We start from the raw sequence: 14,965 nt of genomic DNA on the forward strand, positions 1-14,965 counted from the left end.
CTCACCACGCTTCCGGCGCCGGCGGCGCGTCGTCGCGCAGCACGGTGCCCTCGATCAGCCCGTACGGGCGGTCGGTGGCGACGTACACCTCGTTGTCGTTGTCGAGCCCGAACGGCGCCAGGTCGACCAGGAAATGGTGCCTGTTCGGCAGGGTCAGCCGGAGCTCGGCGATCTCCGGCTGCCGCTCGAGCGCGCGGCTGCCCATCGCGTAGAGGGTCTGTTGCAACGAGTAGCTGTAGGTGTCGACGAACGCGGCGACCAGCGCCTCGCGTACGCCGTCGAACGAGGCACCCCACGACGGACCGTCGCCGATCGAGGCCCAGCGCCACCGGGCGGCCACCTCGGTCGCCAGGATCCGGTCCGTGGTCTCCGGCAACGTGGTGTAGCCGTCGCGCACGTACCCGTGGAACTCGGAGTCGGTGGTGTTCAGCAGGACGAGGCCGGACAGCCCGCTGACCACGTGGGACGCGTCGGCGGTCACGGTGACGCTCGCCAGCCGGGTCTCGCCGCCGTCGCGGGAGAACGAGTGCGGGCCGAGGCGCGACCACGGGTGCTCGACCAGGTCGACCCGCGCCCGGTGGATGCTCGGCTGGGTGTCGACGAAGTGCCGGGCCAGCAGCAGGCCGAACGCCTCGGGCTCGCCGACCCCGTAGCGCTTCGCGAACGCGTACACCGTGTTCTTCTGGGTGTCGGTGGGCAGGACGCCGCTGTTGTCGCCGCTGTGCGCGGCGGCCAGGTCGCCGGCCAGCGCCACGCTGACGGTCAGGTCCCGCAGGTCGTGCCGCGGGCCGTCGCGGACCACCCGGACGAGGCGGACCTCGGCCTTGCCGTACCGGTTGTCGCCCAGGGTGATCGCCATCGGCTCAGCTCCCCCGGTAGGTCGTGTAGCCGTGCCGGTTGAGCAGCAGCGGCACGTGGTGGTGCTCGCCGGGCTCGCTGACCCGGAAGCCGATGACGACCTCGGGGAAGAACGTCGGGTCGTCGAGGTAGCCGGCGACGTCGAAGACCAGCCGGTAGTCGCCGGCGGCCCAGCCCTCGGCCGGCACCCATTCCCGGAGCCGGCCGTCGTCGTCGGTGCGCCCCTTGGCCAGCGTTTGCGCGCCCCGCTCGAGCCTGACCGCGACGCCCGCGGCGGGCTTGCCGCGACCGAGGTCGAGCACGTGGGTGGACAGGGGCGCGGTCGCGTCGGTGACCAGCCGCTCCAGCCGCAGCAACGCGATCTTGCGCAGCTCCTCCTGGACCACGCGATGCTCGGTCTCGTCGTCGTTGCCGAGCCGGTGGCGCACCGCGTCGAGGATCTCGGCCTGCGACTTGCCTGTCGCGAAGATCAGGAAGACGTGGTCGAACCGGCGCTCGTAGTCGAGGTTGGCCCGCTTGAGCGCGGTGCGGGTGTCGGCGTCGGAGGCCACGCCGGACTGCTCCTGCCGCGACCAGCTGGACTCCCGGTCGCCGCCCGTCGGCCGCTCACCGATCCGCGGGTGTGCGGAGATCGCCAGCGAGACGTCGGACCAGGTGAGCCGGCGCAGGGCGGCGTCGGCGGCGGCGAGCAGGGCGGCCCGATCGGGGTACGGGCGACCGGCCGCGACCGCCTCCGCCCAGCTCGGCACCGCACAGCAGGCGAACAGCTCACGCTCGGCCTGCGCGGGCGTGAGTTGGTTGAACCGGTCGACGTCGGCGATGACGTCCCCCTTTAAAGACGGATACGGAATGACTACTCCAGCCGGCGCCCCCGATCAAGGGTTCTCCGGCGTATCCAGGTCGGTGTCGTCGGCGACGTCGCCGCAGGGCACGACGGCGACCTCGGCGCCGTGCGCGCGCAGGTAGGCGCGGGCGCCCGCGTCGCCGGCGGCGGTTTCGGCGACCCCGGCCCAATGCGCACGGCCCAGCACGACCGGATGGCCGCGCCGATCGGCGTAGCCGCCCATGGCCAGGGTGCCCGGGCCGGCGGCGGCGGTGACCCGCACGATCGCGGCCGGTGTCACGCCGGGCATGTCGACCAGCAGGACGGCGGCGGCTTCGGCGTCGGTGCCGGCCAGGGCGGCCAGGCCGGCGCGCAGCGACGAGCCCATCCCCGTCTCCCAGTCGGGATTGTCGACCAGCACCGCGTCGCCGAGGTCGGCCTCCGCACGGACCCGGTCGGCGGCCGCGCCGACGACGACGTAGACCGGGTCGAGCCCACCTTTTCGGGCGCTCTCGACGGCGCGCTCCACCAGCAGGAGGCCGTCGCGGCGGATGAGCGCCTTGGGTCCGCCGTAGCGCCGGCCGGCTCCGGCGGCGAGTACGAGCCCGGCAGTCATGCCATGTGACCTTAGACGTACGAGGGAAAAGCCTGGACGTTACACCCTGATATGCCCCTTTCGCGTGTTATATACATCGGCCTTTCGGCTAGCTTTTCGCCGGCCGATCAGGCTACGGTGAGTGCCGAACGGTTAGTACATGCCTGACGGCAAACATCAGCACACTGCACATAACGGAGGTCCCCCCAATGACCGTGCAGACCGCGGAGAAGGTCGGCGACACGCGTACCGGCACGCTCAACGACAGCGCGACGGAGCTGCTCACCGCCCTGGCCGCGCTGCCGGCCAACCATCCGTCCCGGGCCGCGTTGCGCGACCGCACCATCGAGGCCTGGCTCCCGCTGGCCAACCACCTGGCGCACCGCTACGGCGGTCGCGGCGAGCCGACCGACGACCTGCTGCAGACCGCGGCGGTCGGCCTGATCAAGGCGGTCGACAAGTTCGACCCGTCACGCGGCGTGGACTTCGCCGGCTACGCGATCCCGACCATCATCGGCGAGCTCAAGCGCCACTTCCGGGACCGCACCTGGGACATCCGGGTGCCGCGCCGGTTGCAGGAACTGCGCCTCGCCATCTCCGAGGCCAACAGCACGCTGCTGCAGTCGCTGGGCCGCTCGCCGACGGTGACCGACATCGCCGCCCACCTCAAGATCTCCGAAGAAGAGGTGCTGGAGGGCCTGGAGGGGGCGCGGGCGTACAACGCGGTGTCGCTGTCCACTCCCACCGGTGACAGCGAGCGCGGCACCGAGCTGGGTGACCTGCTCGGCTCGGAGGACACGTCGTTCGAGCTGGCCGAGCTGCGCGTCGCCCTCGGACCGGCCCTGGCGACCCTCGACGAGCGCGAGCAGAAGATCCTGACGCTGCGCTTCTACGGCAACCTGACCCAGTCGCAGATCGCGGACCAGATCGGCGTCTCCCAGATGCACGTCTCCCGCCTGCTCGCCCGAGCCCTGACCAAGCTCCGCGGCCACCTCGGCGACTCGGTCTGATCCACCTGATCTCGCGCCGGGCCGTACCAGCTCCATTTTGGTTCAAAATGGACTAAAAGCCGCTAGTCTGCGGTAATGCTGGTATGGCCCGGCCGGCGCTACCCGCTCGGTGCTACGTACGACGGGGTCGGCACGAACTTCGCGGTGTACTCGGCGGTGGCCGAGGCGGTCGAGCTGTGCCTGTTCGACGCCGCCGGTGACGAGCAGCGGATCGATCTGACCGAGGTCGACGCGTACGTGTGGCACGTGTTCCTGACCGGCGTCCAGCCGGGCCAGCGCTACGGCTTCCGCGTCTACGGGCCGTGGGACCCCGCCAAGGGGCTGCGGTGCAACCCGCACAAGCTGCTGCTCGACCCCTACGCCAAAGCCGTCGACGGTGACATCCACTGGCATCCGGCCGTGTACGGGCACGACCTGGCCGATCCCGACGCGATGTCGACCACCGACTCCGCGCCGTACCTGCCCAAGTCCGTCGTGGTGAACCCCTACTTCGACTGGGGCAACGACCGCGCGCCGCGGACGCCGTACCACGACACCGTGATCTACGAGACGCACGTCAAGGGGCTGACCGCCCGGCACCGCGGCGTTCCGGAGGAGCTGCGCGGCACGTACGCGGGGCTGGCCAATCCGGCGTCGATCGAGCACCTGACCACGCTCGGGGTCACCGCCGTCGAGCTCATGCCCGTGCAGCAGTTCGTGCACGACCAGCACCTCACCGACCGGGGACTGCGCAACTACTGGGGCTACAACACGATCGGCTACTTCGCCCCTTACCACGGGTATTCGGCGATGGGTCGGCACGGCCAGCAGGTCCAGGAGTTCCGGGGCATGGTGCGGGCGCTGCACGCCGCCGGCATCGAGGTGATCCTGGACGTCGTCTACAACCACACCGGCGAGGGCAACCACCTCGGGCCGACGCTGTGCTTCAAGGGGCTCGACAACCTCGGCTACTACCGGCTGTCCGACGAGGACCCGCGCCACTACGTGGACTACACCGGCACCGGCAACTCGCTCAACGTGCGCAGCCCGATCTCGCTGCAACTGATCATGGACTCGCTGCGGTACTGGGTACAGGAGATGCACGTCGACGGGTTCCGCTTCGACCTGGCGGCCACCCTGGCCCGGGAGTTCTACGAGGTCGACCGGCTCTCCACGTTCTTCGAGGTCGTGCAGCAGGACCCGGTGGTCAGCACGGTCAAGCTGATCGCCGAGCCGTGGGACGTCGGGCCCGGTGGCTACCAGGTCGGCAACTTCCCGCCACTGTGGACGGAGTGGAACGGCAAGTTCCGGGACACCGTGCGCGACTTCTGGCGCGGCGAACCGGACACGCTGGCCGAGTTCGCCACCCGGATCAGCGGCTCGGCCGACCTCTACCAGGACGACGGGCGCCGGCCGGTCGCCAGCATCAACTTCGTCACCTGCCACGACGGCTTCACGCTGGCCGACCTGGTGTCCTACAACGCCAAGCACAACGCGGCCAACGGCGAGGACGACCAGGACGGCTCGTCCGACAACCGGTCGTGGAACTGCGGCGTGGAAGGCCCGACCTCGGACGAGAGCGTGCTCGCGCTGCGGGCCAGGCAGCGGCGCAACTTCCTCGCCACCCTGTTCCTCTCCCAGGGCGTGCCCATGCTCGGCCACGGCGACGAGCTCGGGCGCACGCAGCGCGGCAACAACAACGGCTACTGCCAGGACAACGAGCTCACCTGGGTCGACTGGGCCGAGGTGGACGACGCCCTGCTGGCCTTCGTCCGCCGGCTGGCCGCCTTCCGGGCGCGACACCGGATCTTCCGCCGCCGCCGCTTCTTCACCGGCGCGCCGGTCGCCGGCCGGGACGTGACCACGCCGGTCGCCGACATGGCCTGGTTCGCCCCGGGCGGCACCCCGATGTCGGACTGGGACAGCGAGGTCAACGCGCTCACCCTCTTCGTCAACGGCGAGGGCATCAAGGAGCGCGGCCGGTACGGGCAGCGCCAGGTCGACGACTCGTTCCTGCTCTGCTTCAACGGCCACCACGAACCGCTCCCGTTCGCCCTCCCGCCGGCCGAGTACGGCGAGAAGTGGCAGGTCGTCTTCGACACCGCCGCGTGGACGGCGACGGAGACCAACGAGCCGCCGCTGACCGTCGCCGCCGGCGCCCGGACCACCGTCGCGGAGCGCAGCCTGCTCGTCTTCGACCGGGAAGTGTGAGGTGTCCGGCCGGGTCGTCTTCGCGCTGGACGACCTGTCCGCCGTGACCGCGCTGGCCGACCTCGGCGTCGACACCGTCGAGATCGAGCCGCCGGAGGACGACGACCTGCTGCGCCGCTTCGTCACGGCCGCCCGGGCGCGCGGGCTCGGCGTCACGCTGCGGCTGGCCAGCGACCGCATCCTCGGCCCCGCCGTGGTCGACCACGTGGTGCAGTGGCTGGCCGGCTTCGCCCTCGACGGCGTGCGCCTGGACGGCCCGCCCGCGCCCGTGCCGCTCGGGGAGTTCGCGGCCGCCGTCGGTGCGCTCTCCGACCACCTCGGCCGGCCGCTGACGCTGGCCGAGTCCAACCGGTTCCTCGTGCCCGCCGAGGGCGGAGTGCTCGGCACCCTCGAGGGCGTCAGCGCCTGGCTGTGGCGCACCGGCGAACCCGACCCCGTGCTGCCGCTCGCGCCGCCACCACCTGGTGCGGTGGCCACGCTGACCGGGCTGCGCGACGTCGCGGCGACCCTGTTGCTCACGGCGCCGCTGACCCCGCTGCTGTCACGGTCCGACGACCTGCCGCCGGCCACGCTGCGGGAGCTCACTGCGCTGCGCCGGGCGCACCCGGACCTGGCCGCCGCCCGTCCGGAGCCGACCCGCCCGATCCGCCGCGGCGCCGAGGTGATCACCATGCGGCGCGGCGCGCTGGTGGTGGCGGCGAACATCGGCGTGGCGCCGGCCCGGGTCGGTCTGCACGGCGTGCCCAAGTCCGTGTTGTTCACCACCCGGTCGGGCGTGAGCATCACGAACACCAGCGTCGACCTGCCACCGGAGTCGGCGGCCGTGATCGCCTGCTGCCGCTTCGACCAACCCTGAGGGTTAGGGTCAGGGCCGGATTCCGGCCTGGGGAGGCGCGTGGTGGGTGTGTCGGTGCTGGGCTGGGTGCTGACCACGGTCGTCCTGGTCGCCCTGCTCGCGGTCGACCTGCTCGCGGTGTCCCGCCGCAAGGACGCCATCACACCGGCCGGCGCCGCCCGCTGGATCGGGCTCTACGTGGGCCTGGCGCTGGTCGCCGCCGTCGTCATCGGTTTCTGGCTGGGCCGGGAGACGGCCGAGCAGTTCGTCGCCACCTACGTGACCGAGTACAGCCTCAGCGCCGACAACCTCTTCGTCTTCATGCTGATCATCGGCCGGTTCGCGGTGCCGCCCGGGGCGGTCGAAGAGGTCCTGACGGTCGGCATCCTGATCTCACTGGCGCTGCGCATCGTGTTCATCGCCGCCGGCAGCGCCGCGGTGCACGCCTTCAACTGGCTCTTCTACCTGTTCGGCGCGTTCCTGGTCTACACGGCGGTGCGGCTGCTCGGCTCGCTGCGCGACAAGGACGGCGAGGAGGAGAAGCCGCCGGGCATCGCGCTGCTGTCGCGCCTGATCCCGGCCACCGACGTGTACGCGGGCCGCCGCTTCACCACGACGGTCGACGCCCGCCGGGTGCTCACCCCGATCCCCCTTGTGATCGCCGCGATCGGCCTGGCCAACCTGGTGTTCGCGCTGGACTCGCTGCCGGCCGCGTTCGGCCTGACCCAGAGCGCCTTCGTGATCGTCACGGCCAACGCGTTCGCGATGCTCGGCCTGCGCCAGCTCTACTACGTGGTGGGCGGCCTGCTGGAACGCGTCGTCTACCTCCCGGTAGCGCTCGCGGTGATCCTGGGCTTCATCGGCGTGAAGCTGGTCTTCGAAGCCCTCCGCGGCTCACACGTGGCCGCCCCCGAAATCGGCGTCGGCCCGTCCCTGACGGCCATCATCGGCGTCCTGGCGATCGCGGTCGTAGCCAGCGCCGTCCGCAACCGCCGTGCCTAGATCGGGCGCAGGCGGAGGAGGTCTGGGGTGACCTCGACGATCTCGTAGCCCGTAGGTGCGCCGGCCGATCGGGCGCCCGGTGGGTAGGCCAGGGCGATCCGGCCGGCGGCGGGCAAGGTCCAGCGGCCGACCGATGCCACGGGTGCGTCGGTCGGGCCGGGGCGCAGGTCGGCGAACGTGCCGTCGGAGCGGAACTCGATGCCGGAACGGCCGCGGGCCGGGGGCAGTGGGCGGTCGGCCGGGCGGTAGACGCGTACGCCGGCCGCGTCTTCCTCCCGCACGTGCACCCACCGCCGGAACAGGGCCGCGGGCGGTGGCGTCACGACGTGGCCGCCGCCGCCAGCAGGCCCGAGCGTGGGCCGCGCAGCGCGGCCGCCATCCGGGCCGCCTGGCCCAGCGTGAACATGACCATGGCGGCGTCGTCGGTGTAGTCCATGTAGTTGACGAACATGTCGCCGTGCGGCGCGTTGTCGCAGGACACCTTCGGATAGGTGGGCCGGCCGTAGTTGGGACCCGCCTGGTTGGGGGTGTCGGCCACGAAGTCGTCGCCGCCGCAGCCGTCTCCGTCGTCGCCCCAGATGTGGCGCAGGTTGAGCCAGTGGCCGACCTCGTGGGTCAGGGTGCGGCCGAGGTCGAACGGCGCCGTCGCGGTGCCTGACAAGCCGAACGCCGTGTGGGTGACCACGACCCCGTCGGTCTCCGTCGGGCCGCCCGGGAACTGCGCGTAGCCGAGCAGGCCGCCGCCGAGCTGGCACACCCACAGGTTGAGATGGGTGTCGGTGGACACGGCGTCGACGCCGCCGGTGCGCGTCGACTTGACGCCGTCGTCGGTGTCGAAGGTCGCCCGGTCGGTGCGCGTGCGGGTCACGTCGGCCAGCACGAACTCGATGTCGGCGTCGGCCGCCAGCGGCACCCAGACCGGCGGCAGCACCGACAGGTCGGCGTTGCGCTTGCGGAAGTCGCGGTTGAGCGCCTCCAGCTGGCTGGCCACCTGGTCGTCGCCGACGTTCTGGGCGGCCTGCGACCAGACCACGTGCACGATGGTCGGGATGGTCACCAGGCCCAGCGGCGGCGGCTCCTCGCGGGCGGACCCGAAGGTGTAGGTCTCGATCTCCTCGCGAGCTCGGGCATAGCCCGGGTCGCTGTCCAACAGCCGGCGGTGCACCGGCATCGTGCCGCACCAGTCGCGCGCCGCGCCGGGCGCGAGCCGCCCTCCGTCGAATGCCATCGCGTCATTCTTCCGGCCTTTCGCGGCCCGCACTATCTGATCTTGGACTCTTCGCGGTACCTCCGGATGGCCGGTCGGCGCGAACCGGATGGCCGAGAAGGTGATCTACTAGAGACAACCGGCGCACATCCTGGCATCCTGCCTGCCATGACGCTTCTGCTGCGGTCCGTCGCGCTCACCGACCGCGGCCTGGTCCGGCGAGCCAACCAGGACGCGGTGTACGCGGGCGCCCGGTTGCTCGCCGTCGCGGACGGGATGGGTGGCATGGCCGCCGGCGACCTCGCGAGCGCCATCACCATCGAGGCGGTCGTGGCCGCCGACGCCGACCATCCCGCGTCGGAGCTCGTCGACGCGATGCGCGAGGTGATCGACGCGGCCGGCGACCGGATCCGGGCCGCGGTGGCCGAGGACCCGACCCGCGACGGCATGGGCACGACCCTGACCGCACTGCTGTTCACGCCCGACAACAGCGCCGTGGCGCTGGCCCACGTCGGCGACTCGCGGGCCTACCTGCACCGCGACGGCCACACCCAGCAGATGACCAAGGACGACACGTTCGTGCAGATGCTGGTCGACGAGGGCGTGATCACCCCGGACGAGGCCCACGTACACCCCCGCCGCGCGGTGGTCACGCAGGCGCTCCAGGGCGACCCGGTCCAGCCGGCCTTCACCACCCTCGCGCCGCGCACCGGCGACCGCTGGCTGCTGTGCAGCGACGGCCTGTCCAATGTGGTGCGCGAGGATACGATCTCGGACGTGCTGCGCACCCACCCGGAGCGGGCGGCCTGCGCGGCCCGGCTGATCGACCTGGCCCGGCGGGCCGGCGGCCCCGACAACATCACGGTGATCGTCGCCGATCTGGAGGAAACGCCATGATCCGCCGCGTGCTGGTGACACTGGCGGCCCTCGCGGTGGGCGCGGTGGTCTTCGGGCCGATCGGCGAGGTGTTGCTGTACGGCCTCGAAAGCTTCCCGGTCGCGGGTGACGCCAAGGGCGTGACCAGGGTCGTCTCCGCCACCGGCGCCATCGTCCTCCTCGTCGTCGGCGTCGCCGCGGCCGCGCGGGTCCGCGGCCGGGCCCGCGGCTGGCCGATCGTGGCGGCGGGGCTGCTCGTCGCGGGCCTGCTGGCCGCGTACGCACCGCTGGACGTGGACTCCGCCTTCGGCGAGCTGCACCCGTTGGTCCGCCCCCTCGCGGCCCTCGTCGGCGGCGTAGTGCTCGGCGCCGTCGCCGTGGCAGTGCTGCCCACCTCGCCGGCCGGCGGGGACCCGTGGCCGGTCGCGGCGTTGACCGCCGGTCTGCTGGTGAACCTCGCGGTCGCGCCCGATCTCCTGCCGAGACTGCCCGAGCTGCGCCAGTTGGGCTGGGCCGACGTCCTGGCGCTGGTGCTCGCCACGGCGGCCGCGATCGTCATCAGGCCGGCCGAGCGCGGCCGGACGCCGGGTCTCGCCGCGGTCAGCGGGATCGCGCTGGTGGGCGCCGTCGTCGGTGCCGTCTTCCACATGCAGTACGCCGACCGTGCCGCCGCCCAGTCGCCGACGGCGGTGGTCGTCCTCCTGGCGCTGGGTACGCTCGCCGTCTGGCTCGGGATGACCTGGTGGCTGGTCGGCTGGAGCGGCCGGGTCGCTGGAGCCGACGCGGCGCGCTTCGCACTGACCTGCGCCGGGGCCACGGGCGCCCTGTTCACGGCCAGCGGCCGCAACATGGGCATCGTCTGGACGCACGACTTCGTTCCGCTGCTCGGCGTGGTCGCCGCCATCGCCGGCGTGTTGCTGGTGCGGCGCCGCCCCACCGTGCCCTGGGACGCGGCCGGGCTCGTCGTGGTCTCGCTGCTCACCCTGCTGGTCGGCACGTCGCGCACCGACGGCATCGCCTTCGCCAGCTTCGGTGTGCCGTTGGCCGCCTTCACCCTCGCCGCCGCGCTGGGCCGCACGTCCGCGGCCGGCGCCCTGTGTGGCCTGGTCACCCTGGTGCTGACCCTGCCGCCGCTGATCAGCCTGATCACCCAGTTCGGCGCGCTGGTCAACGACGAGGCCGGCGAACCCAGCCGGGTCGAGCTGGCCGCCACGTACGCCCCGATGTGGCTGGTGGGCCTCGTGACCGCGGCGCTGCTGGTCGCCCGGCGCCGGCCGGCCGGCACGGCACCGGCGCCGCTAGCGGTCGGCTGACGCGTACTCGCGGAGCAGCTCCTGCTCCCGTTCGTGCTTCGGGAAGGCGAAGGACACCAGCAGTGCCCCGATCGCGATGGCGCCGGCGCCCGCGGCGTAGGTCCACCGGTCTCCGTCCAGGAACGCCGACCGGGCGGCGGCGATGATCCGCTCCGCGTACTGCGGATAGCGCTGCGCGGTGTCGACGGCGCTGGCGAACGAGTTCTCGAGCTCGGTCTGGGTCGCGTCGATCTCCGGCTGCAGGGAGGCCGGGGCGCCGGCGAGCTCGTTGGCGAACGCGGACGCGTAGCCGGCGGTGAGCAGCGCGCCGAACACCGACTGGAGCACCGCGCCACCGAGGTCGCGCTGGAGGTCGGCGGTGCCCGAGGCCATGCCGGCCCGGCGCACCGGCACCGAGCTCGTCAGTGAGTGCGACGCGGGTGTGCCGGCCAACCCGACCCCGATGCCGATCAGCCCGTACGCCAGCGCCACCCGCCAGAACGCGATGTCCTCCTTCCACAGCAGCAGCATCGCGACGAAGCCGAGCAGGCAGAACAGATAGCCGAGCAGCAGCGTGAGCCGGGAGCCCTTACGCCGCACCAGCACCGCCGACCGGGGCGCGACCAGCACCATCAGCGCGGCGGCCGGCAGGATCGACAGGCCGGCCTTGAGCGTCGAGTAGTCCAGCACGTTCTGCAGGAACTGCTGGCCCACGAACATCGCGCCCATCAGCGAGCCGAACACGATGATCCCGGCGCAGGCCGCGACCCAGAACAGGCGCCGCCCGGCGTAGTGCAGGTCGTAGAGCGGGTTGGCGGCCGTGCGCTGACGCAGGATGAACAGCACCGCCGCGGCCACCGCGATGGCACCCAGGACGATCGCCCGCTTCCCCGCCCCCGGCACCGCGGCGTCGTTGATCGACAGCACCAGCGCACCGACCAGCAGGATGGACAGCACGCCGCCGAGGTTGTCGACCCGCCCGCCGCCCTCGTTGACGTGCCCGGGCACCAGCAGGAAGGCCAGCACCAGCGCGACCGCGGCCAGCGGCAGGGTGACCAGGAAGACGGATCCCCACCAGAAGGCCTCCAGGACGGCGCCGGCGATAGTCGGTCCCAGCGCGGCGATCGCACCGCCGACGCCGGACCAGAGCGCGATCGCCTTCGTCCGTCCGGGGCCGGACCACAGCGCGGTGATCAGGGCGAGCGTGGTCGGGTAGGCCATGCCGGCGGAGACGCCACCGAGGATCCGGGCGACGATCAGCACGATGTCCGACGGCGACCAGGCGGCCAGCACGCTGATCGGAATCGCCAGCGCGACGCCGATCAGCAGCATCATCTTGCGGCCGTGCCGGTCGCCGAGCGCGCCGAGATAGAGCACCGACGCGGCGAGCCCGAGCGAGTAGCCGATCGCGATCAGGTCGAGCCGCGTCTGCGAGGAGTCGAACGCCCGGCCGATGTCGGGCAGCGCGACGTTGGCCACCGACAGGTTGAGGTTGGCCACCGCGGCCACCAGGATCAGCGCGGTCAGCACCAGGCCGGCCCGGGCCGGCGCGGAGGGCGCGGCGGTCCGGTCAGGGGGTGCGGACATCACCGCCGTGATACTAATCGGGACATTTACCCCATACGGTCGATTTGCCGTATTGCACCCTGGACCGACGTAGGTTTGAAGGTGAGTGTCCCCCTCGTCCCGGCAAGGAGGCTCGTGATGTTCGTCCAGATCATCCAGGGTCACGTGCGCGACCCCGGGCAGGTGAAAGCGGCTCTCGACCAGTGGGTCCGGGATATCGGGCCCAGCGCCCAGGGCTGGATCAAGTCGACGAGTGGGGTGACCGACGAGGGCGAGTTCATCGGCCTCGCGTGCTTCACCGACCTCAACTCGGCCCAGCGGAACAGCGAACGGCCGGAGCAGGACGAGTGGTGGCAGCGCACGTCGAAGCTCTTCGACGGCGACGTCCAGTTCCACGACGCCGACGACGCCGTCGCCGACCACCGCGGCGACCCGACCAAGGCCGGGTTCGTGCAGATCGTCCAGGGCCAGGGCAGCGACCGCGACCGCGCGTTGACCCTGTTGCTGGGCGACTCCGAGGAATGGGCCAAGTTCCGGCCCGAGGTGCTCGGCACGATCGGCTGCTCGTACGGCGAGGGCGAGTACACGATGGCCGTCTACTTCACCAACGAGCAAGAGGCCCGCGCGGGTGAGCGCAAACCGCTTCCGCCGAAGCTGGCGGAGGAGATGGCCGAGGTGCGGCGGCTGCAGGTCCGCGATACCAGGTACTACGACCTGCACACGCCGTGGATCGCGACGCCGTGAACGCCGCCGGCAACGGTCACGCCCACCGGGGGCGAGCCGAACGCGTCGCCGCCGGCAAGGCGGTCCGCAACGAGGTGCCGCTGGACGCACACGCGGCGACCGGGGTCGAGAGTCACCGCGACCCGATCGGGCTGCTGATGGGCCAGGCCGCGTCGCGCGTGCCGGAGCTCGTGCCGGTCCGGCACGCCCGGATGGCGGTCTCCCCGTTCACCTACTTCCGCGGCGCCGCCCTGCCGATGGCCGCCGACCTGGCCGAAGGCCCGCGCTCGGGGCTGGACGTGCAGCTCTGCGGTGACGCGCACCTGTCGAACTTCGGCGCGTTCGCCTCACCCGAGCGGCGGCTGGTCTTCGACTGCAACGACTTCGACGAGACGCTGCCGGGGCCGTTCGAGTGGGACGTCAAACGGCTGTCGGCCAGCCTGGCGGTCGCGGCCCGGGACAACGGCTTCAAACGCAAGCAGCGCAAGGAGATCGTCCGGTCCGGCGTCGAGGCGTACCGAAAGAACATCCGCACCTTCGCCGAACAGGGCCGCCTGGCGGTCTGGTACGCGCACCTCGACGTCGAGTCGACCATCGGGCGGTTCCGCGACCAGATCCGGCCGAAGGCGTACAGCGAGGCGACCTCGGTGTTGGCCAAGGCGCGGGGCAAGGACAGCCGCCAGGCGCTGGAGAAGCTGACCACGGTGGTCGACGGCCGCCGGCGGATCATCAGCCAGCCGCCGACCATCGTGCCGATCGAGGACGTGTTCAGCGGGCTGGAAGCCGACGTCATCTACCAGCTGATCGGCAGCGTGATCCAGTCGTACCAGCGCAGCCTGCCGACCGACCGCCGGCACCTGCTGGGCGAGTTCGAGCTGGTCCAGGTCGCCCGCAAGGTGGTCGGCGTCGGCAGCGTCGGCACGCGCGCGTGGATCGTGCTGCTCGAGACCGGCGAGGGCGAGCCGCTGTTCCTGCAGGCCAAGGAGGCCCAGAAGTCGGTGCTCGCGCGGTACGCCGGTGCCAGCCGCTACCGCAACCAGGGCGAGCGGGTGGTCGCGGGCCAGCACCTGATGCAGGCACTCAGCGACATCTTCCTGGGCTGGACCCGGGTCCAGGCTCCCGACGGCGCGACCCGGGACTTCTACGTGCGCCAGTTGCGCGACTGGAAGTTCTCGGCGCCGATCGAGCGGATGCGCCCGGAGGGTCTGGCGCTGTACGCCCGCATGTGCGGCTGGACCCTGGCCCGCGCCCACGCGCGGTCGGGCGACCCGGTCGCGATCGGCGCCTACCTGGGTGGGTCGGACCGCTTCGACAAGGCGATCGTGACGTACGCGGAGGACTACGCGGACCAGAACGAGCGGGACTACGTGGCCTTCCGCGACCACGTCAAGGACCAACTGGTCGGGGTGAGCCCGAACTGACCGGCTCCCTGCGGGCGAGCGGCGACAGCCCGGCGAGGATCACGACCGAGGCGAACGGCAGCAGGTCGAGGTTGACCACGATCAGCATGAAGCCGAACAGCATGACCAGCGGGCTCCAGATCGGCAGCCGCCGCGCGGCCACGAGCTGACCGAGCAGCGTCAGCATGCCGACCTGGAACAGCGCCGGCAGCGCGACCATGGCCCACTCCGGCAGCCCGGTCGGGATCGCCGGCACCAGGTCGGTGAGCGTGACCCACAGGAACGCGGCGGCACCGACGAGTGCGGCGGCCAGCGCTCCGTCACGCAGGTGGCGCTGCCAGCGCTCGGGCACCGGCACGACCCGGTGGAGGCTGACCGCGAGCACGGCGAAGAGCACGAAGGCGACGAAGAACGCGGTGTGCCCGACGTCCCAGGCGATCCCGTTGCCGCGGTCACCGTCGAGCCCGTCGACGTACCGCATGATCCCGTAGAACAACATGAGCAACGGCGCCGCGAGGGCGGTGAGCCTGGTCGTGGTGGTCATGACCGAAGACTTCCAAGCTCACCGCCCTAGAGGACATCGGGAAG

15 protein-coding genes are annotated in these 14,965 nt (G+C 71.8%); 8 read left to right on the top strand and 7 right to left on the bottom strand.

The annotated features are described in order from the left end of the window. Position 1: 1 nt before the first annotated feature. Genes pucL through AB0J88_RS16695 form a run of 3 tightly spaced genes read right to left on the bottom strand, consistent with a single transcriptional unit; the run spans position 2 to position 2,297 of the window. The gene (gene pucL / locus AB0J88_RS16685; protein WP_364343841.1) at positions 2–859 is read right to left on the bottom strand and encodes a factor-independent urate hydroxylase; all 858 of its coding nucleotides are present in this window, start codon (positions 857–859) and stop codon (positions 2–4) included. A gap of 4 nt (positions 860–863) precedes the next feature. Next, entirely contained in the window at positions 864–1,709 is an 846-nt protein-coding gene (gene uraD / locus AB0J88_RS16690; RefSeq protein WP_364737932.1) for a 2-oxo-4-hydroxy-4-carboxy-5-ureidoimidazoline decarboxylase, read from the bottom strand. Between the two features lie 24 nt (positions 1,710–1,733). Next, entirely contained in the window at positions 1,734–2,297 is a 564-nt protein-coding gene (locus AB0J88_RS16695) for a nucleotidyltransferase family protein (RefSeq protein WP_364343838.1), read from the bottom strand. A 188-nt stretch (positions 2,298–2,485) separates the two neighbouring features. Here AB0J88_RS16695 and AB0J88_RS16700 point away from each other — a divergent pair, with 188 nt between their 5' ends. The 4 genes from AB0J88_RS16700 (at position 2,486) to AB0J88_RS16715 (ending at position 7,313) form a co-directional block, all read left to right on the top strand. Continuing rightward, positions 2,486–3,286: a SigB/SigF/SigG family RNA polymerase sigma factor gene (locus AB0J88_RS16700; RefSeq protein ID WP_364343835.1), complete on the top strand. Its 801-nt coding sequence runs from the start codon at positions 2,486–2,488 to the stop codon at positions 3,284–3,286. Positions 3,287–3,361: 75 nt separating this feature from the next. Further along, complete coding sequence (gene glgX, locus AB0J88_RS16705; RefSeq protein ID WP_364343832.1) at positions 3,362–5,476, top strand: glycogen debranching protein GlgX; 2,115 nt, start codon at positions 3,362–3,364, stop codon at positions 5,474–5,476. Between the two features lies 1 nt (position 5,477). Next, positions 5,478–6,332: a DUF3459 domain-containing protein gene (locus tag AB0J88_RS16710; protein ID WP_364343829.1), complete on the top strand. Its 855-nt coding sequence runs from the start codon at positions 5,478–5,480 to the stop codon at positions 6,330–6,332. A gap of 42 nt (positions 6,333–6,374) precedes the next feature. After that, complete coding sequence (locus AB0J88_RS16715; RefSeq protein WP_364343826.1) at positions 6,375–7,313, top strand: TerC/Alx family metal homeostasis membrane protein; 939 nt, start codon at positions 6,375–6,377, stop codon at positions 7,311–7,313. Here the strand turns inward: AB0J88_RS16715 and AB0J88_RS16720 are convergent. Further along, positions 7,310–7,636: a hypothetical protein gene (locus AB0J88_RS16720; RefSeq protein WP_364343823.1), complete on the bottom strand. Its 327-nt coding sequence runs from the start codon at positions 7,634–7,636 to the stop codon at positions 7,310–7,312. The two genes, AB0J88_RS16715 and AB0J88_RS16720, sit on opposite strands and share 4 nt — an antisense overlap. Further along, positions 7,633–8,541, bottom strand: coding sequence for a zinc metalloprotease (locus AB0J88_RS16725; RefSeq protein WP_364343820.1), 909 nt, complete (start codon positions 8,539–8,541; stop codon positions 7,633–7,635). Before AB0J88_RS16725 ends, AB0J88_RS16720 begins: the two co-directional genes overlap by 4 nt. A 147-nt stretch (positions 8,542–8,688) precedes the next feature. Here AB0J88_RS16725 and AB0J88_RS16730 point away from each other — a divergent pair, with 147 nt between their 5' ends. Next, entirely contained in the window at positions 8,689–9,417 is a 729-nt protein-coding gene (locus AB0J88_RS16730; RefSeq protein ID WP_364343817.1) for a protein phosphatase 2C domain-containing protein, read from the top strand. Further along, positions 9,414–10,709 (top strand): hypothetical protein, encoded by a 1,296-nt coding sequence (locus tag AB0J88_RS16735; protein WP_364343814.1) that lies wholly within the window; start codon positions 9,414–9,416, stop codon positions 10,707–10,709. Before AB0J88_RS16730 ends, AB0J88_RS16735 begins: the two co-directional genes overlap by 4 nt. Here the strand turns inward: AB0J88_RS16735 and AB0J88_RS16740 are convergent. After that, positions 10,695–12,275, bottom strand: coding sequence for an MFS transporter (locus tag AB0J88_RS16740; protein WP_364343811.1), 1,581 nt, complete (start codon positions 12,273–12,275; stop codon positions 10,695–10,697). The genes AB0J88_RS16735 and AB0J88_RS16740 overlap by 15 nt on opposite strands. Positions 12,276–12,392: 117 nt before the next feature. On the opposite strand from AB0J88_RS16740, the gene AB0J88_RS16745 reads away from it, so the two are divergent. Beyond that, the gene (locus AB0J88_RS16745) at positions 12,393–12,998 is read left to right on the top strand and encodes a hypothetical protein (protein WP_364343808.1); all 606 of its coding nucleotides are present in this window, start codon (positions 12,393–12,395) and stop codon (positions 12,996–12,998) included. Continuing rightward, positions 12,980–14,398 (top strand): DUF2252 domain-containing protein, encoded by a 1,419-nt coding sequence (locus tag AB0J88_RS16750; protein WP_364343805.1) that lies wholly within the window; start codon positions 12,980–12,982, stop codon positions 14,396–14,398. The genes AB0J88_RS16745 and AB0J88_RS16750 overlap by 19 nt, the downstream gene beginning before the upstream one ends. Here the strand turns inward: AB0J88_RS16750 and AB0J88_RS16755 are convergent. After that, positions 14,364–14,921 (bottom strand): hypothetical protein, encoded by a 558-nt coding sequence (locus AB0J88_RS16755; protein WP_364343802.1) that lies wholly within the window; start codon positions 14,919–14,921, stop codon positions 14,364–14,366. The two genes, AB0J88_RS16750 and AB0J88_RS16755, sit on opposite strands and share 35 nt — an antisense overlap. Positions 14,922–14,965 lie beyond the last annotated feature (44 nt).

Source organism: Asanoa sp. NPDC049475, assembly GCF_040676915.1.
Taxonomy (GTDB): domain Bacteria; phylum Actinomycetota; class Actinomycetes; order Mycobacteriales; family Micromonosporaceae; genus Asanoa.